Here is a 17,407-nt window from a genome sequence, read left to right on the forward strand (position 1 = left end):
CCCCATGCTAAAGCCTTTGCAGCAAGCGCAACAAAAACAAGATTCTCTTGCATCAGATGAGTAAAACTCATTTATTTCCCATATGGCCGCCCTTCCCTCTCTTTCCGCCCTGCGCGCCTTTGATGCCGCGGCGCGCCTGGGCAGTTTCCGCGCCGCTTCGGAAGAGCTTCACGTATCCCCCACCGCCATCAGCCATCACATTCGCGGGCTTGAGGCGCATCTGAAACTGACCTTGTTCGCCCGGTCCGGTCGACAAGTTGCGTTGACCGACGAGGGCGTACGCCTGGCCGAAGAGGTCACCAAAGCGTTTCGCATCCTGGAACGCGCCATTCTGGATATCTCGGAACAATCCGATCACACCAAGGTTCGCATCGCCATGGGCCCCAGCTTTGCCACCCGCTGGATGCTGCCGCGTCTGACAGAGTTCAATGCGCATTTCCCCCAGATTGATCTTGAACTCGTACAGACCCCGCTGCTGGTGTCGCCACAGAACGTGGACGCCGACATTTTCATCACCTGGGGTGACGGTTTCTGGCCCAACATGGTTGCGGATCGCCTTGTGGGCGTCATGACCGCGCCAGTGGCCAGCCCCGATCTTTTGGATCGCCTAGGCCATCCGGCGGAACCATCGGAACTACTTGGTTTTCCCCTGATCCATCAACGCGACGCTGTCGGCTGGCAATCGTGGTTTGCCTACAACGGAGTTTCGTTCGACGACGCCCTGCCCGGTCCGATGATCGAGGACACGAATGTCTTGCTACAGGCCGCGATCTCAGGCCAGGGCGTGGTGATGGGATGGCGCCCGCTGATTGACAGTGAGCTGGCCAACGGCACGTTGGTCCAGCTTTTCGAGCCCGTCTATAGTGAAATTCGGGCCTATTACCTTGTTCGACACAAACCCGACGCGAGGCAGGACGTCATCGACGCAATATGCCGATGGTTGTTGGGGCAATGTGAACCAGAACGAGGTCTATACTTGGGCGGTTGAGCAATCGGGCACTTTGTCGTAAACGTCAGCTTTCACCAAGAGTATCGTCAAACCTGGCATTATAGCGAATGGCTGCTTCCATCCCCGATTGCCATATGCAACGGCCAACTCTTAGCTACCATTAAAAACAGGATGCGCGCTGCCGTGGCGCGTCTGAACACGCCCAGTTTCGTCAAGTCGCGACGTGAGATACCTCTTTGTCCGGCGAGTATATGTCCAAGATGTTCCAATGCCCGGTCGTTGGTGTCGGGTTGTTGATCATTGGCACATCGAGCACGGTTGGCTTGCCACTGGCGATTGCCGCTTCCAATGCAGGCAACAACTCGTCAGCAGCGCTGAGTCTGTGCCCTTCCGCGCCATAGGCTCGCGCTATGTCTGCATAGCCCGGTCCGTTTGTGGGTGCGGCGGCTGATCCGGGGAACGTGGTTCCATAGGTCAAACCGTAATGCGCTTTTTGAAGGCCGGCGATGGTGCCAAAAGCGTTGTTGTTCATAACCAGCCAGATGATGCCCAGATCAAGTTCGACTGCTGTTGCCAGCATCGACGGGTTTTGACCGAAGCCACCATCGCCGACCAGGCTGAGGACAACGCGATCAGGTGCTGCCAGTTTCGCGCCGACCGCGCCCGGGGGGCCAAAACCCATCGTGGCGAACCCACCCGGGGTCAGGATCGAACCCGGCGTCAAAATATCGAACTGCTGTCCGACGCCGTTCTTGTTCCAGCCTACATCGGTCGTGATGATGGCATCCTCGGGCAGCGCCTTGCGGGTGTCGGCCAGAATACGCTCGGGCATCATTGGAAAGGCCGATGAGGTCGCCATTTCCACGTTGCGCGCTTTGAAGTCGGTCCGGAAGTCAGCGATCTTCTGTTCCAGCGCGGGGCGGTTGAAGCCGTCCGGATAAATTTCGCGGGCGACCCGATTGAGAAAGCGCAAAGCGGCCTTGGCGTCCGCAACGACGCCGATCTCGGTGGGATAGTTCCGGCCGATCTCCTGCGGTTCGATGTCGATATGAATGACCTTGGAGCCGGGAATGTTGAACGTGTAGCCGGGATACCAGCTGGAGCAATCGGCCTCTTTGAACCGGGTTCCCACGGCAAAGATGTAGTCCGCATTCAGGCAGGATTGATTGACCAGTTCAGTGCCCCAAAACCCTGTCATTCCCAGCACCAGCGGATGGTCGTCGCGGAGCGCGCCTTTGCCCATCAGGGAATGCGCGACCGGCAGGCCCATGTGTTCAACGAACGCGCGCAACTCCTCGCTGGCTTGCGCCAGAAGGATGCCGCCCCCGACATAAGCGACCGGGTTTTCGGCTTTAGCCAACGCTTCGACAATCTCTCGCGCGGTTTCATCGTCAATCGACGGTTTCTTGAGCGCGCGGGTGTTGTCGCGGATGCGGTCGAAGCTGTCCGATGGGATCACCTCGGAAAAGATATCCATGGGCACGTTGACCAGTACCGGCCCGGGCTGACCGCTTTCGGCCAGATGGAACGCCTTTTCCAGAATTTCGGCCATCAGGTCTGCCCGATCCACCCGCCAAGCGCGTTTCACGAAGGGGCGGTAAATCTCCCATTGTGCAGCATCCGCGTGCAGGTTCACTTCCTGATGCGGGTGTTTGCCGTAGTAATGCGTGGGAATGTCACCCGCGATCACCACCATCGGGATACAGTCCAGCGCCGCATTGGCGACCCCGGTGGCACAATTGGTCAACCCCGGAGAGAGATGAGACAAAACCACCGAGGCCTTGCCCGTCACGCGAGCATACGCATCCGCCGCGTGGCTGGCGATTTGTTCGTGTCGTACTGTGACAAAATCGATAGGACTTTCCGCCAGCGCAGCCAGAACCGCGATGTTCGTGTGCCCGCACAGGCCAAATACATGCTTGACCTCGCGACGTTCGAGAAAGTCTACGACGTGTTCAGCGACTGTTTTGCCTTCCAGTTTTGCCCCGTCCATCACGCGACCTCCTGCCCGTAGAATTCACCGAACAGGTCCGGCTCCGAGGGGCGATCCTCGGGGATCGGACGGCTGACCCAGGTGTAGTTCATCATGTGTTTCATGGTGACGTTTTCATTGGTGATGTTGCCGCCCCAGATGCCGCAGCCCAGGCTGCTGGTCATGGGCATGCCATTGGTCCAGGCGCCTGCATTGGCCTTGGACTGAGGCTGCCGCACCATCATGCGACTGACCGGAGCCAGACGCGCCAACCGGTCGATGTGATCGTCATTATGGCTATAAATCCCGCAGGAATGGCCCTTGCCCCCGGTGTTGTAGATCTGGCGGACAGTGTCCAGCGCGTCATCGAACGTTTCGAAGTTATAAAGCGCCATCAGCGTGGTCAGCTTTTCCTTCGAGAACTTGTGCTGCGGCCCGATTTGCCCCTGATTTTCAACCATCAGGAATTTGCGATCTTCGGGAATGCTAAAACCGGCGACTTCAGCTGTTTGCTGAGGCGGACAGGCGATGGTCGGGAAGGTGCGGTTGCCCTTCTCATCCCACATAGCAGCTTCGAGCATGGCCTTCTCTTCATCCGAACACAGGTAACCGCCTTCGGCCTCAAGCGCCTTGATCATATCGTCGTAGACCGAACGCTGGATAACGATGTTACCGTCGGCCGAGCAGCCGGACCCAAAGTCAGAGGTCTTGGAAATGCGCGTGTTCTGCGCCGCAATGTCCAGATCAGCCGTTTCATCTATGACGATGGACGAATTGCCCGCGCCGACGCCATAGGCCGGACGCCCTGAACTGTAGGCCGCTTTGACCATCGGCTTACCGCCCGTTGCCAGCGTCAGGTCACAAATCTCCATCAGATGTTGCGTCAATGGGATCGACGGTTTGCGGATCGATTGAAACAGATCCTCGGGCGCGCCTGCTGCTCGACAGGCTGCGCGCATGACCTCGACCATTTCATAGGTGGTATGGGCAGTGCGCGGATGTGGGCTGAAGATGACCGCATTCCGGGCGTTCGCGGCGGAAACGCCGGTCACCGGTGGGGTCATCGCCGGATTGGTCATCGGGATCAGGGACGCGATCACGCCGGCAGGTTTGGCATATTTCACCAGACCTTTTTCCTCATCAACCTCTACAATTCCGGTCGATGGGGTACGCAGGACATCGCGCAAAACCATATGGATTTTGAACCGCTTCGCAGGCCGCCCTTCGCGATCTCCGATGCCGCTTTCGTCCACGCCTTGCTGGGCCAGCCGCGTGAAGGTTTTCTCGTTCCCCGCATACCATGCGATGGCCTGGGACAGGCGGTCCAGCCTGTCCTGATCCCAATCCTCGATCTCGGCCATGGCAGCGCGGGCGCGTGCCAGCATATCACCCGCGAGTTGTCGGTCGTTTTCAGTGAGCTCTTTGCCCATGGTGAACCTCTTGGTGTTTTAGAATGGCTGCATCAGGCATACGGCGCTGTGACCGCGCCGCGCCGAATGTTCGCTTGGCGTGGCTGAGACAGCGACGCGCGTGTTCTTCATATCCCAACTCGGCAACGCGGCTTTGGTTGGGCAGTTCGATGGAATAGTCGACGGGTGGCATCCGTTCGATGATGCCGGTGAAATCAATCCATCCCTCACCGGGATATAGCCGCGCATCACGGGCCAGCTGGATCATGCCCTCGCGCGTATCGGCAATGCCGGGCAGGCAATCAGAGATATGCAGGAAGTGAAACAGGTCCGAGGGGACGTGCAAGAGCTCTCCGAGATCCACACGGCTGAGGTGCAGATAAAGCGTATCGACCAGAATACCGCCATTCGGCTGATCAGAGGCGCGGACAATGTCCAGTGCCTCATCCAGCGTGCGCAGGCGGGAGAAGCTTGGGAACTCCAGGTCCACTGTTAGCCCGTAGGGCGCGGCCAGTTCGCAGGTTTCAGAATAGACGTCGATCAGGAAGTCACGATCATCGCGGGTATTGGTCCACGCGCTCATGATCATGCGCTTGGCACCCAGTTCCCCGCCGATCTCCAGCGAGCGCTCAAAACCGCGCGGGTCCACGTCTTCGGTAATGCGTGCGATCTCGATATCCAGAACCTTCAGGCCGGTGGTCGCAAGCGCCGTTTTGGTGGCCTGCACCTGTGCCATGTCGATCGGGGACTGAGTGAATTCGCCGGGGACATGCATCGGAATGAACCGGGGGCTGACGGCATCGTACCCCGCCCGGGCGGCGATATAGACGAGCTCGGGTGGCGTGCAGCCGATCAGCGTCAGATGCGCCAAGGAATAGAGAGAGGGGCGTGTGCCAACCTCTTCGGGGTTCACCATGAACGGCAGCTCCATGCGTCTGCGAATCTCAATTTCATCACATGTAGTACAAAATATCTGATATTTTTAAAAATATCAACTCTGAATACTGCTCAGCAAACGAAAACGCCCGGGCACTGGCCCGGGCGCGTATAACCTTTGTGTCTGCAAAGCCTTAGATCGCGGCCCAGTCGCCTCCGGCCTGGTGAGAACGCACAGAGGCATCAATAAAACGGACGCCGTCTGCGCCTTGACTGACACCGGGATAGGCAAGCCAATCGGCCGGAACAGCGACACCATCCCGGCGTGCAGCCACTGCCATGGCAAATTCGGTATAGAGATTGGCCCAGGCTTCGATGATCCCTTCGGGGAAGCCGCGCGCGGTACGGATCAGACGTTCCGCGCCGGGGCCGATGCCATGCCCGTGACCTCGGCTTATGATGCGGTCCGGCTCACCGAACCGGTTGAACTTCAGCTGTTCCGAATGCTCTAAATCCCACTCGAGACCTCCTTCGCTCCCGAAAATCCGCAACCGCAACCCACCCCGATTTCCCGGGGCAAGACGTGTCGCAATCAGGGTTCCCGGAACCTCGTTATGATAGCGGGTGAACATGTACACCGTGTCTTCCAACGGCTTAGGCGCACCGCAGACATGAAACTCGGCCCGCAGGTTGGTCATCGGCAGGCCCGAGACAAAACTGGCGAGATGCGCAGCATGGGTGCCGATATCGCCGACACAGCTGGTCGGACCAGAAATCTTGGGGTCCAGCCGCCATTTGACATGAGGCGCATCAGCCACATCTTCGGGCGTCATCCAGTCTTGCATAAACTCAACATGGATCTGGTTGATCTTGCCGATGCCGCCTTCGGCCACGATGTGTTTGGCTTGCCGGATCACTGGAAAACACGACATCGCATATCCGACGGCAAAGACCTGTCCCGTGCGCGCGGCAATCTCTTCAAGCCCCTCGGCTTCGGCGACTTCGTTGGTCAGGGGCTTGTCGCACAGCACGTCAATGCCTGCTTCCAGAAACGCCTTGGCCGCGTCGAAATGAACGTGGTTCGGGGTAGTGATCATAGCGGCATCCACCCCATCCGCGCGCGCTGCCTCGGCCTTTGCCATCTCGTCGAACGACGCATAGCACCGGTCTGCCGGCAGGTACCACTCAGCCCCGCGCGCTTTGCTGCGCGCGGCGTCAGAACTGAGCGCGCCTGCGGCGACCTCCCACCGGTCGGTCATCCGGGCAGCCGTTGCTTGCGTGACCGAGATACGTCCACCACCAACAACGCCCAGCCGCAAACGGCGAGACAGGCGGGGGAAAGGGCCGTCAAAGTTCAGGTCTTCGGGTAAAAGTCTCTCAACCATTCTGAACCTCCATTTCCGGAATCCGTACGCCCTCGGGCAGTATTTCGACTGCCATGAATATGCCGGGGGTGATTGTCTCGTATTGATGCCAGGGATAGATGCCTTCGGCGTCATACATCGGCCTGTGCGTCGTGCCGGGGGCCATGAATTCTTCGAGGTAAAGGGTCTCGACGTCCCGTTCGCGGCATTGCTGCATTTTGCCAAAGCCAACAATTTGCGTATGCACTTCGCGAAACCCCGGTACCGGGCAGAACGGATGATCCTTATGCAATCCGACATTCAGCGGCACCGAGCCGGAATGGTACATGGTCAGCCCAACGTTACCCACGAAGACCTTTGGCGACATGTAGTGGCTGACACCGCGCAGACGCTGCTCTTGGCGAACATCGAAGGCCGACGGCCACGTATCTTTCACCCGCGCGAATAGCTCGCTGTCATCACCATGGGCGTCGAAACCGTGGACAATGACTGCGCGCTCCACGCCGTTAAGCGTGCTGTCTTGCACGATAACGGAGGAGAGCGGTGCAATGTTCTGATCCTCGACAGAGAGATCCAGCCGCCCAAGGTTCAGAACAATTGCGCGACCCTCGACAGATACTCTGTCTTCATCGGTGATGTGCTGGACGCGGAAAAATGGCTGGGCAAAGTCGAGTGTCTCAATCGGCATGAACCAATTCCTTCCTCTCATCGTTAAGGAAATCGACCGGCAGAGGCGCAGGTGCCGCGAAACGGCTTTCTATCGTCTGGTAGGCGCCGAATTTCGGCGCCCGTTCAATCGCGTCCATGACCTCAAACACGTGGTAGGCAAGCGCTCCACTTGCACGGGGTTGGCGTCCTTCTTGCACCGCCAGAGCCAGGTCCAAAAGGCCGAGCCCGCGGCTGTCTTCATTGAACCCGTGTTTGTTTTCGACCACCTTCCAGTCTTCGCGACTGGTTGGACGAGGCTGATGAGACCAGCGCGAGGTGTCCCGCGTTTTCAGCCAGACATCCCCTTGAAAGATATTGGCACCATGAACCGGGTCAGAGTCAGGGATGCAGATGGTGCCGTTTTCGCCGTAAATCTCGAACCGCGGCGTTTCGCTATCCCAAACGTCAAAGCTCATGGTCATCGACCCGATGGCACCGGACGAGAACTGCAACAGGCTTAGCGAATGCGTGTCGACCTTGACATCCATCCATTCGCCGTTGCGTGGGCCGTTTTCGATCATCCGCTGGTCAAATGTCCGCCGCGCCATTCCTGCAACGCGGTCGACGGGACCAAGGCAACAGATCATGGCGGTCAGGTAGTATGGGCCAAGGTCCAGCAAGGGCCCTCCACCGGCCTGATAGTAGAAATCCGGGTTGGGATGATGGCGCTCAGTCCCGTGGGTACCGACATGGGCAAAAACCCCTGTTGGTTTGCCAATGGCACCCTCGTCGATCAAGCGCCGAACGGTCTGCCAGCGACCGCCCAGAAAAGTGTCGGGCGCGCAACCGACCAGTAGCCCCTTTTCAGAGGCCATGTGCACGATCGCCTTGCCATCCGTTCGATTCATAACCAGCGGCTTCTCGGAATAGACGTGCTTGCCAGCCTCCAGCGCACGCAGGCTGATTTCGGCATGGGCCGCCGGAATTGTGAGATTCAGAACGCAGTCAATTGTCGGATCGGCGAACACCTCATCGGGTGTGCAGGCTTTGGCTATTCCAAATTGATCCGCTTTGGCGCGGCTTTCCGAAGGATCAAGGCTTGCACAAGCCACGACCTCGACGCTCGAAAATTTTAATAGTGTTTTTAGATAGATATCGCTGATACGACCACAGCCGATGAGGCCGACCCGGAAGGATTTCGATGTCTCACCTGTCATCATTCCTGTCTTCGTAGAGGGGTAAGTAATTCGGGGGCATGGGACCTTTATTGCGACCGCCCTGGTTCATCTGCTCCCACGCATGGGCGAGAATTCCGACCGAGCGGGACAGGCAGAATAGCCCCCGCGACAAGGGCGCGGGAAAGCCAAGCTCGCAGAAGATCACAGCGGTCGCGCCATCGATATTCATCGCAATCGGCCAACCGCCGCGTTGACGGCCGAGTTCGGCCTGAACCTCTACGCCGATATCGGCAAACCGGCCAGAAACCGTGCCTTCTGCCGCCGCATCTCGAACAAGTTGCATTAATCGTGGTGCGCGTGGATCGACGGGTTTGTGAAACCGGTGCCCAAAGCCCGAGACGATCTTGCCGTAGGTCTCGCGCCAACTGTCCAAGCCATCCCGAACAGCGTCATTCAGCGAAGCTCCCGCATCCATGCGGACTGCGATATCATAGTACAGCTCTGCGCACTGCTCTCCTGCCCCGCCATGCACGTCGCCCAGCATGTTCACCGCAGTCGCCATCGCATTATTTAGACCAACCCCACAGGTGGCGGCCATACGCGCAGCCGCAATCGAGGGGGCCTGCGGACCGTGATCCACGCCTGCGACCAATGCGGCTTCGAACAGGCGCGCTTGCGCGTCGCTGGGCAGATCGCCCCGCACCATCAGCCAGATCATCTGCGGGAAGGATACGTTCCCAATCAGGTCTTCTATGGCGTTTCCGCGAAAAGCGATCTGACCAGGCTTCATGTCGATGATGGAGGTACGCCACCATTGGCGAACGGCGCGCTCATCGCTTGTCATCTGCGCGGTCATTGCGTTTGCACCTCTTTCACCGTCTGGGATTTGCTTTGCGCTGCGAGACGAATGGGCGCGTTGCGCGCGCCGTAACCGGCATAGCCCATGCGGCGCTCAACGATTTCAAAGAAGAAGCCGTTAAAGATGGGGCAACTGTAGATCTGAAAATACTCGGCACCCGCCGCCCGGTCATAAAGGATATTTCCCCCACGCAGTTGAGCGATCAGATCGTCTTCCAATCCGAAAGTCGCTTGCAGATCAGCGTAGTAGTTTTCCGGGATAGGCAGGCTGGGAAAGCCGGACTTGAGTAACTGGGCTGAGGTTTCAAATATATCGCCCGACTGAAAGGCGATGTGCTGAACGCCGGCCCCTAAGCCATCTTCAAGGAATGATGCCGCCAGTGTTCGGCGCCCTATTGCCCCGTTCAGGTTCAGGCGCACTTCGCCTTCGGGACTCTCGATAGCCTGGCTTTGCACGCCGCCGGACGGGTCTGCAACGTTTACGATTGGCGACTTCGCCATCTCAAAAGTAGAAATGTAGTAGAGCAGCCAGCTTTGCATCTCATCGTGACGCATTGTCTGTGCCAGATGGTCGATGCGGCGCAGACCGGCGGGCTGGGTCGCTTTGGTTTTGGCAACCGGCTCGAACTCGATATCCCACACCCGATGCAGATCGGATTTCTCATCGATGAAATGGACAACATTGCCACCAACGCCCCGAATGGCCGGGATATCCAGTTCCCCTGTTCCCACCGGTTGTGAGAAATTCGGCGCGCCCAACGCGGTCGCTCGCTGAACCGTCTGATCCGCATCTTTGACACGCAACCCCATGTCACAAACCGAGGGGCCATGACCCAGAAACGCCGAATGGGCAAAACCTTCCTTTTCGGTATTCACAACGATGTTTATCGCGCCCTGCCGCCACAGCTCGACGGACTTGGTGACGTGCTTGCGCTCCATCCGAAAACACATGGCCGAGAGCATATCGGCCAGCTGCGCGCCGCTTAACTCATCAGCTGTAAATTCGACGAACTCAAAGCCTGAAGCATAGATGCGCTCCGGCAGGTCCGGGATGCCCAAATCGGTTCCCGGCTCGGTCCGCGAAACCTCATACAGAAGGTTCACCAGCGACCTGTAGCTGTCTCGGGCCAGTGTTCGGCCACCGGGCTGCGGTGCCGTTTCGTTGACGCGCGCAATGGACCAGGGCCCCTCGTACCCGGCGCGGGCCAGCACCCGCACGAAGCCCGCAAGGTTCAGCGACCCGAGCCCCGGCAGAAGCCCGAAATGCCGTTTGAGCCTACGAATATCCATCTCAAGCCGGGGTGCATCGGACAGCTGCACATGGAACAACCGCTCTCCGGGAATGTCCCGAAGTCGGGCGGGTTTGGACCCGTCGGCAAGCGAGAAGAAGGAATTCAAGGCCAACCCCAAACGGGGGCTGTCGATGGCTTCAACCACGCGTAACGCTTGCTCATCCGAGTGAACAAGGCCCGACCATGGCAAGCCCATATAGGCCAGACGCAAACCCATCTCTTTCGCGATCTGGGTCGCCTCGCCAAGGTCTGCGACTGCCTGTTCTTCGGTGGCAGCGGCATCGACCTCGAACGCGGACCCGATTAGTAGCAGATCGGTACCAAGCTCGCTCATCAGATCGAGTTTGCGCTTCAGCCGATCAAAGGCGCGCTCTCGCCCACCGTCGGACTGGCCTTCGAGGTTATGAAAGGGTTGCAGCAGGCAAATCTTCAGGCCGAGGTCTGATGCAATGTTCCGGATCTGCGATGGCGGCCCGTCAAAAGCGGTCAAATCCGGTTCGTGTAATTCGACACCCCCGAACCCCGCTTCAGCGATGGCACTCAGTTTTTCAGCCAGATCACCGGGGATCGACGTTGTCGAAACCGAGAGGCACATTATCCCTGATATCCAAACATACGCGGCAACCACAGGACCAGATCCGGCATCAGCATCATGATCACCAAGGCGAAGATGAGAACCGCGAGGAAAGCCCAGATTTCCGAGATAATCTCGCGCAACGGAATGTCCGTCACAGCGTTGATCACAAAGAGTAGAATGCCATAGGGCGGAGTGATCAGACCGATCATCGAGTTCACGACGACCAGCACTCCGAAATGCACCAGATCGATCCCGAGCGCCTCGCAGGTTGGAATGAACAGGGGCACGATCACCAGAATGATCGTTGTCGCGTCCAACACGCAACCCAGCGCGAGGATCAGCAGGTTGACGAGGATCAGGAAAACAATCGGGCTAACATCCGAACCCTCCAGAAGCGCCGAGATAGACTGCGGGATTTGCTCCTGAATGACGATGAAGTTCAGAATGAACGCGCCACCAATGACCACCCCGACGGCAGCGGAAGAGCGCGCACTGTCGACGAACACCTGATAAAGGCCACGGAAGGTCAGCGCGCGGTAGAACAACGCTGCCAGCAGCAGGGCGTAGAATGCAGCAACGGCGGCGGCCTCGGTCGGCGTGGTGACGCCGCCATAAATACCGTACAGCAGGATTGCGGGCATCAGCAGCGCCGGGAACGCGTTGGCGGTTTTAGCCGGCAATTCGCGCAGCGGAACAGGTTCTTCCAATGCAAAGTTCCGCTTTCCGGCCAGATAATAGTTCATCGCCATCAGGACGACGCCCATGATCAGGCCCGGCAGAATACCGGCCAGGAACAGAGACCCGATAGAGGCCTTGGAAACGAGCGCATACAAAACCATCGGGATCGAGGGCGGAATGATCGGGCCAATCGTCGCCGACGCCGCGGTAATCGCAGCAGCATAACCTCGGCTGTAACGACCATCCTTGGTCATCATCTCGATGATGATCTTGCCGATCCCCGCGGCATCCGCGACAGCCGAGCCGGACATGCCCGAAAAGATCAGAGACGCCACCACGTTTACGTGCCCAAGGCCGCCCTTGAAACGCCCGACAGCAGCGACGCAGAAGTTCAACAAACGGTCGGTGATCGACCCAGCGTTCATGATATTCGCGGCGACGATGAACAACGGCACCGCAAGCAGGATCGTGCTTTTGTAAAAACCTTGCAGGATCTTCTCGCCCGCAAGGGCGACGTCCAATCCGGCCGTGCCCAGATAAACCAATGAGGCCAAAAGGATGGAATAACCGATAGGTGTCCCGATGCCTGCCAGAAGAAAGAGAGCGAGCAGGCAGGAAAGAAGTTCAAAACTCATTTGCTTGCGTCCTCGTCGTCTTCGCCGTCAACGCGGGGATGATCGTCGACCACGTTAAATCCCACGACCATTTCAAGTTCGGTTTTAGGTGGGCCGTTGCGCATGATGTCGAAGAACAGCCAGCCATAGCGCGCGGCCACGACCAGCATGAACACGGCATAGATCGAAAACACGGTGCGCAGCGGTATCTTCTCACCCGAGAACGGATTGCGCACAGTCGAGGTTTTGCGGATTTTCATCCAGTCGATGTAGTCCCATGTGGGCAGGAAACTGTAGAGCATCCCGACCACAATCGCCGCGGCCGCCAGCATCGCAAAGACCTGACGAACGCGCATCGGCACCGAAAGGTAAATGATGTCAAACTTCACGTGATCTCTCTCGCGCACGATGAACGCGCAGCTAAAAAAGATCACCCAGACCCAGAGGATGCCGATCAGTTCAAGCGTCCAACCGGCTGGGGTAAAGAAGTACCGCAGAAGAATTTGCAGAAGGAAAATCAGGAAGATTGCCGCCAGCATCCCGCCGGCAATCGCTTCGGTCAGTCGGGAGAACCCCATTATGAAGCCTTTCATCGTGGTTCTCCCTCCCTTGTGTAGATGAGCTTAGTTGCCCAGAGCGTTGATCTGCTCGAGAACGCCGTCCGGCCATGTTCCGGCGAATTCGCTTTCCAGATACATCGACTGTACCTGATCGCGGAACGCCGCCAGGTCGGGCTCGTAGACCTCCATGCCCTGCTCCTTGAGGAAGCTGACAAGGTCTTCTTCCTTCTGAAGCTGCTTCTGGCGACCGGATTCCGCCGCTGCATCCGCAGCTTCCTGAACCTTGGCCTGCTGTTCCGGTGTCAGCCCGTCCCAAACCTCTTTGCCGATGGCGATATAGTTCAGGTCAACCAGGTGCGATGTCAGGATGATCTGATTGGTCACTTCGTAGAATTTGGCATCAACCACGGTCGGCAATGGGTTGTCCTGACCGTCGACGGCACCGGTCGACAGAGCTGTGTAAACCTCTGAGAACGCCATTGGTGTCGGGGCGGCACCCAGCGCTTTGCCAAGGAACTGCCACGCATCTGTGCCTGGCATCCGCAGGTTCACACCCTCCAGATCAGCCGGAGTGCTGACGGTCAGTTCATCCTTGGGCTGGCGCAGGTTCACCTGACGGCGGCCCAGATACATGACCGACAGCAGTTTGACGCCCAGTTCTTCCTCGGCTTTTTGCTTGAAGGCATCCATCAGAGGATCGTTGAAGACAGCCACCTGATGCGCGGCGTCCTGGTGAACATAGCCAGCGGTAAAGATCGAAAACTCGGGGAAGAACTGTGCCAGTTCCTGCGCCGAGGTGATCGACATTTCCAGATTGCCCCGGCTGATAGCGTCCAACTCGGTGCCTTGCGCGAAGATGGTGCCATTATAGCTGGGCTCGTAGCTTGCGAAATCAGCGACCATGGGCGCGAACACCTCGGCCATGGCGACCGAACGCTGATCGGTCTCCGATCCTGATGTTGCGAGGCGAAGTTGCACTTTGTCTTCCGCCAACGCACCACTTGTTGCGCTAAACAGAACACCGGTTGCAACCAGGGCTGATACAGCAGCCCGGCGGGTAAGTTTGGTAATCACTTTGCTCCTCCCTGAGACATCATGATGCATTTTTCCGATTCTGAGTTTTGACCTATTTTGGACATTTTGCAAGATTTTTTACAAAATATCTGATATTTTAAATTGCCGTTACACTTGGCATTGGTGTCTGTGGAAAGCTGCTAACCCTGATCGTTTCGCCAGTCCTGCAGGAATTCTGAATGGCTTCAATGACTTGAAGCGTTCTGAAGCCTTCCCAGCCGGACACGATCGGATCTGCTTCGCGCCGAGCAACATCAACAAAGTGCCTGAGTTGATTGACCAGCGGGTCGGATGCACCCTTCTTCAGCGCGGTTGACGAAATTGGGGTCCACCAGTCCCTTTGTTCGCTCCGGTAGCTCCAAAGCCGAAGATCGGGGACGGACAATGACCCATGAGAGCCACCGATCATGTAGCTGCTTTCAGTGGTCGACGGATAGATCGGATATTCCTGAGACGTCATTTCCCAGCTCCACGGGGCGACGATGCTGTCGGACACACTGATTGTCCCGATCGCCCCGCTTTCGAACGTCAACAGCGCGCCGGCGACATCCTCGTTGTCATAGCCGCGTTGCGATGCAGCCGACTGCGCCTGTACGGTCACGACCTCTCCGGCCAGATACCGCAGAAGATCGACATCATGGACCAGATTGACCGAGATCGGCCCCGCACCGGGCTTCTTGCGCCAGGGCGCGGCATCAAAATATTCGTCGGGCTTGTAGAACCAGCAATTCGCATGAATTGCGCGGACATCCCCTATCTTCCCATCAACAATGGCTTCCTTGGCTGACTTGATCAGGGGATTGTGGCGACGATGATGTCCGACCATCAGCGGCACATTGGCGTTCTCCGCTTCCTGCACAAGCTCCAATGCTTCGGCGGCCTCCACGGCAATCGGTTTTTCGACAAGAACGGGACAACCATGTCGAACACAGGCTAAGCCTTGTTCGACATGAAGCGTGGTCGGAGTCGCAAGCACAGCACCATCCGGCGTCTGATTTGCAAACATATCCTCGAGGGTCTCGTAACATGCGATCTCGTGCTCAACGGCGTAAGCACGGCCTTCGTCGCTGGGATCGACAACTGCAACAAGATCGACATGACGCAACGCTCTGATCGCGTCTGCGTGGCGGCGTCCAACAAGGCCAATGCCGACAATAGCAATGCGAAAGTTCTTAGACACTTTGCTTCCTTCCGGAGGGTTCGGAATATCCCGAAACCTGAATCTGCGATTGAGCGGCAGCGCCCAACTTTGCCACGACCGTATTGGGGTTCTTGCGATTCCGCAATAATGTATGGTATTTTTATTTTTACCATACATCAGTTTGGATTGCTGATACCTCCGAAAAATGCTAATTGAACGAAGAAACCAGGAATATCGGGTGAAACGCATGGCGAAACAGCCGTCTACGATAGGGGCAAGCACCTATCAGCGCATCAAGCGGGATATCATCTTCGGCGAGTTGAAGCCCGGCTCCAAACTGAAGCTGGACGCCTTGAAGGAACGCTATTCGGCAAGCCTTTCGACACTTCGTGAGACCCTGAACAGGCTGGCCAGCGACGGATTTGTCGAAGCGCCGGAGCAGCGCGGTTTCCTTGTAACACCGGTTTCCCGCGAAGACCTGACCGAGATTTCAGAGCTGCGGGTCCTGTTGGAATGCCACGCGCTGGAGCTTTCCATTGCGAACGGCGACACGGATTGGGAAGGCAACCTGGTTGCCGCACACCACAAGCTGCACCTGATGGAACAGCAACTTCTCAAGGGCGACGAGTCCGAGAAAGAGACCTGGAAACGATATGATTGGGAGTTTCACCAGGCGATGATCGCGGCCTGCAACTCCAGGAACCTGCTGTCTCTGCACGCGATCATCTACGACAAATACCTGCGCTATCAGATGCTCGTGCTGACCTATCGCGGCGAAGAGGCCGTCAAGGAGCACAAGGGCATGTTCGATGCCGCGCTGGCCAGAGACGCGGACACGGCGAAACGGCTGTTGGAAGATCACATTCGAAATGGTCTCGAGCATACCTTGGAGGCTATGTAGGATATTCTCCCTTACGGTAGTTCCGGCGCGTTCAACCTAGGGCAACGCACTGAAACCCCTGTCTCGATAGATCGAATTCGCCGGGCAGCGTGCCGCTACGAGTACCAGCCTTTCAGTTTACCCCGCAAAGGTCGCGGGACACCTATATTTCAGAGAGTTACTGTGTGGGGTTTTGTGTCCCAGGCGGACCACCAATACCAGATTCCCCCAGATCGGCTTTCACCTTCATATTGTTATCTGCAACAATCCTCCTGAGAATGTGGGATTGTATCCCCCTCACTAAACAGCTGGGCGTTTCGATTGTTGAAGCCTGAAGAGCACGTTAGAGATTTACCTAAAGTTATCGTTCAAGGCATTGGAAAATAGTAAGGTATCGGGCGAATGCGAATTGCGACACTGACTTTGCCCGTGTGGGTGAAGTCCCTGCTCAAGCCGGTGCCGGTCGTTTTGGGGGTGCTGGCAAGTATCGCCGGGATCGTTGGAGCCAACTACGATTTCGACCACGCGACCATTTACGTTTCGGTTTCCGAATATCCGTCGGAAGAACAAAAGGAGCAAATCGTCAGGTCCGTCTTTTTGCAGTCACGCCTCCAAAACGGGACAGAAGCAGAGAAACTGAGTTGGGCGCAGGAAATGCTACTGCCCAAGAACTATCCGCAGGACATGCTGTCTTATCATGTCGTGGTCAAAAACACCTCTGATTACGATGCCAATGAACTGACGCTGAAACTGGCGCTTTACGATGATGATGAACTGTTGCTGGAAGACGTGTTTGCCGGTGAGCATGACTTGAAAGCAAAAGATGGAGAGATCGAAGGCGCAATTCCCATCACGGACGAGATCGCCAACGCGGACGAGTTCGCCTTTTGCCTGGCTTTCAGGGGCAGGTTCTACATCAACTTTGTCGAACAGAGGATCAGGCTGGCGACCACTGCACTCAAAAATGACGACTCTGATTGGCGCTTCTGGGCGTCATATGTGCAGCGCGAGAAAAACCTCTTTGTGTTCAGCGAACCCTGTCAGGACTGGCCGCGATAGGCTTCGCAAAACCTGAAAAGGACAGCCATTGCGAAGCCGTGTGCACGAAACACGAATGAAAATCTCTCAAATAGGCTCCCAACTGGTCTAACCTGGCCCGAGGGACAACACTGTAAGTGATTGATTTTAAATGGCAGGGGCAGCAGGGTTCGAACCCGCGACCTACGGTTTTGGAGACCGTCGCTCTACCAACTGAGCTATACCCCTGTGGTGAGCCCCCAGATATGCCAGCGGCGCGGCGGACTCAAGAGGCTTTTTTAAATTCCTGTGCGGCGGCT

Annotated in this window: 15 protein-coding genes and 1 tRNA gene; 3 read left to right on the plus strand and 13 right to left on the minus strand. The window is 57.3% G+C overall.

The window, feature by feature from the left end; genetic code table 11:
- Nucleotides 1–82 precede the first annotated feature (82 nt).
- The gene (locus ACR0EZ_RS19760) at nt 83–988 is read left to right on the plus strand and encodes a LysR substrate-binding domain-containing protein (protein WP_480616360.1); all 906 of its coding nucleotides are present in this window, start codon (nt 83–85) and stop codon (nt 986–988) included.
- Nucleotides 989–1,160: 172 nt separating this feature from the next.
- Here ACR0EZ_RS19760 and ACR0EZ_RS19765 read toward each other — a convergent pair whose 3' ends face one another.
- The 12 genes from ACR0EZ_RS19765 to ACR0EZ_RS19820 form a co-directional block, all read right to left on the minus strand.
- Complete coding sequence (locus ACR0EZ_RS19765; RefSeq protein ID WP_480616362.1) at nt 1,161–2,942, minus strand: thiamine pyrophosphate-binding protein; 1,782 nt, start codon at nt 2,940–2,942, stop codon at nt 1,161–1,163.
- Nucleotides 2,942–4,351, minus strand: a complete 1,410-nt coding sequence (locus ACR0EZ_RS19770) for an aldehyde dehydrogenase family protein (protein ID WP_480616364.1) — start codon at nt 4,349–4,351, stop codon at nt 2,942–2,944. Before ACR0EZ_RS19770 ends, ACR0EZ_RS19765 begins: the two co-directional genes overlap by 1 nt.
- The gene (locus tag ACR0EZ_RS19775) at nt 4,332–5,261 is read right to left on the minus strand and encodes a sugar phosphate isomerase/epimerase family protein (protein WP_480616366.1); all 930 of its coding nucleotides are present in this window, start codon (nt 5,259–5,261) and stop codon (nt 4,332–4,334) included. Before ACR0EZ_RS19775 ends, ACR0EZ_RS19770 begins: the two co-directional genes overlap by 20 nt.
- Before the next feature lie 139 nt (nt 5,262–5,400).
- Nucleotides 5,401–6,591: a Gfo/Idh/MocA family protein gene (locus ACR0EZ_RS19780; RefSeq protein ID WP_480616368.1), complete on the minus strand. Its 1,191-nt coding sequence runs from the start codon at nt 6,589–6,591 to the stop codon at nt 5,401–5,403.
- Nucleotides 6,584–7,258: a hypothetical protein gene (locus ACR0EZ_RS19785; RefSeq protein WP_480616370.1), complete on the minus strand. Its 675-nt coding sequence runs from the start codon at nt 7,256–7,258 to the stop codon at nt 6,584–6,586. The genes ACR0EZ_RS19780 and ACR0EZ_RS19785 overlap by 8 nt, the downstream gene beginning before the upstream one ends.
- The gene (locus ACR0EZ_RS19790) at nt 7,248–8,435 is read right to left on the minus strand and encodes a Gfo/Idh/MocA family protein (protein ID WP_480616372.1); all 1,188 of its coding nucleotides are present in this window, start codon (nt 8,433–8,435) and stop codon (nt 7,248–7,250) included. The genes ACR0EZ_RS19785 and ACR0EZ_RS19790 overlap by 11 nt, the downstream gene beginning before the upstream one ends.
- Nucleotides 8,425–9,252, minus strand: a complete 828-nt coding sequence (locus tag ACR0EZ_RS19795; RefSeq protein ID WP_480616374.1) for a citryl-CoA lyase — start codon at nt 9,250–9,252, stop codon at nt 8,425–8,427. The genes ACR0EZ_RS19790 and ACR0EZ_RS19795 overlap by 11 nt, the downstream gene beginning before the upstream one ends.
- The gene (locus ACR0EZ_RS19800; RefSeq protein ID WP_480616376.1) at nt 9,249–11,141 is read right to left on the minus strand and encodes a bifunctional sugar phosphate isomerase/epimerase/4-hydroxyphenylpyruvate dioxygenase family protein; all 1,893 of its coding nucleotides are present in this window, start codon (nt 11,139–11,141) and stop codon (nt 9,249–9,251) included. The genes ACR0EZ_RS19795 and ACR0EZ_RS19800 overlap by 4 nt, the downstream gene beginning before the upstream one ends.
- The gene (locus ACR0EZ_RS19805) at nt 11,141–12,436 is read right to left on the minus strand and encodes a TRAP transporter large permease (protein ID WP_170328647.1); all 1,296 of its coding nucleotides are present in this window, start codon (nt 12,434–12,436) and stop codon (nt 11,141–11,143) included. The genes ACR0EZ_RS19800 and ACR0EZ_RS19805 overlap by 1 nt, the downstream gene beginning before the upstream one ends.
- Nucleotides 12,433–13,008 (minus strand): TRAP transporter small permease, encoded by a 576-nt coding sequence (locus tag ACR0EZ_RS19810; RefSeq protein ID WP_480616378.1) that lies wholly within the window; start codon nt 13,006–13,008, stop codon nt 12,433–12,435. Before ACR0EZ_RS19810 ends, ACR0EZ_RS19805 begins: the two co-directional genes overlap by 4 nt.
- A 30-nt stretch (nt 13,009–13,038) precedes the next feature.
- The gene (gene dctP, locus ACR0EZ_RS19815; RefSeq protein WP_480616380.1) at nt 13,039–14,049 is read right to left on the minus strand and encodes a TRAP transporter substrate-binding protein DctP; all 1,011 of its coding nucleotides are present in this window, start codon (nt 14,047–14,049) and stop codon (nt 13,039–13,041) included.
- 97 nt (nt 14,050–14,146) lie between these two features.
- Nucleotides 14,147–15,229 carry a Gfo/Idh/MocA family protein gene (locus ACR0EZ_RS19820; protein WP_480616382.1) on the minus strand — a complete coding sequence of 361 codons (1,083 nt, stop codon included), beginning with the start codon at nt 15,227–15,229 and terminating at the stop codon, nt 14,147–14,149.
- 208 nt (nt 15,230–15,437) lie between these two features.
- Between ACR0EZ_RS19820 and ACR0EZ_RS19825 the strand changes: the two genes are divergently transcribed.
- Nucleotides 15,438–16,091 (plus strand): GntR family transcriptional regulator, encoded by a 654-nt coding sequence (locus ACR0EZ_RS19825; RefSeq protein WP_480616384.1) that lies wholly within the window; start codon nt 15,438–15,440, stop codon nt 16,089–16,091.
- Between the two features lie 381 nt (nt 16,092–16,472).
- A complete protein-coding gene (locus tag ACR0EZ_RS19830) occupies nt 16,473–17,129 on the plus strand; it encodes a hypothetical protein (protein ID WP_480616386.1) in 657 nt (218 codons plus the stop codon).
- Between the two features lie 131 nt (nt 17,130–17,260).
- Here the strand turns inward: ACR0EZ_RS19830 and ACR0EZ_RS19835 are convergent.
- Nucleotides 17,261–17,336 (minus strand) — tRNA-Trp (locus ACR0EZ_RS19835).
- Nucleotides 17,337–17,407 lie beyond the last annotated feature (71 nt).

It is taken from the genome of Ruegeria sp. AK4, assembly GCF_056541025.1.

What these genes read in the sequence shown, in the direction of transcription:
- ACR0EZ_RS19760 (WP_480616360.1), top strand. Translation starts at nt 83, where the DNA reads ATGGCCGCCCTTCCCTCTCTTTCCGCCCTGCGCGCCTTTGATGCCGCG.
- ACR0EZ_RS19765 (WP_480616362.1), bottom strand. Translation starts at nt 2,942, where the DNA reads ATGGACGGGGCAAAACTGGAAGGCAAAACAGTCGCTGAACACGTCGTA.
- ACR0EZ_RS19770 (WP_480616364.1), bottom strand. Translation starts at nt 4,351, where the DNA reads ATGGGCAAAGAGCTCACTGAAAACGACCGACAACTCGCGGGTGATATG.
- ACR0EZ_RS19775 (WP_480616366.1), bottom strand. Translation starts at nt 5,261, where the DNA reads ATGGAGCTGCCGTTCATGGTGAACCCCGAAGAGGTTGGCACACGCCCC.
- ACR0EZ_RS19780 (WP_480616368.1), bottom strand. Translation starts at nt 6,591, where the DNA reads ATGGTTGAGAGACTTTTACCCGAAGACCTGAACTTTGACGGCCCTTTC.
- ACR0EZ_RS19785 (WP_480616370.1), bottom strand. Translation starts at nt 7,258, where the DNA reads ATGCCGATTGAGACACTCGACTTTGCCCAGCCATTTTTCCGCGTCCAG.
- ACR0EZ_RS19790 (WP_480616372.1), bottom strand. Translation starts at nt 8,435, where the DNA reads ATGACAGGTGAGACATCGAAATCCTTCCGGGTCGGCCTCATCGGCTGT.
- ACR0EZ_RS19795 (WP_480616374.1), bottom strand. Translation starts at nt 9,252, where the DNA reads ATGACCGCGCAGATGACAAGCGATGAGCGCGCCGTTCGCCAATGGTGG.
- ACR0EZ_RS19800 (WP_480616376.1), bottom strand. Translation starts at nt 11,141, where the DNA reads ATGTGCCTCTCGGTTTCGACAACGTCGATCCCCGGTGATCTGGCTGAA.
- ACR0EZ_RS19805 (WP_170328647.1), bottom strand. Translation starts at nt 12,436, where the DNA reads ATGAGTTTTGAACTTCTTTCCTGCCTGCTCGCTCTCTTTCTTCTGGCA.
- ACR0EZ_RS19810 (WP_480616378.1), bottom strand. Translation starts at nt 13,008, where the DNA reads ATGAAAGGCTTCATAATGGGGTTCTCCCGACTGACCGAAGCGATTGCC.
- ACR0EZ_RS19825 (WP_480616384.1), top strand. Translation starts at nt 15,438, where the DNA reads ATGGCGAAACAGCCGTCTACGATAGGGGCAAGCACCTATCAGCGCATC.
- ACR0EZ_RS19830 (WP_480616386.1), top strand. Translation starts at nt 16,473, where the DNA reads ATGCGAATTGCGACACTGACTTTGCCCGTGTGGGTGAAGTCCCTGCTC.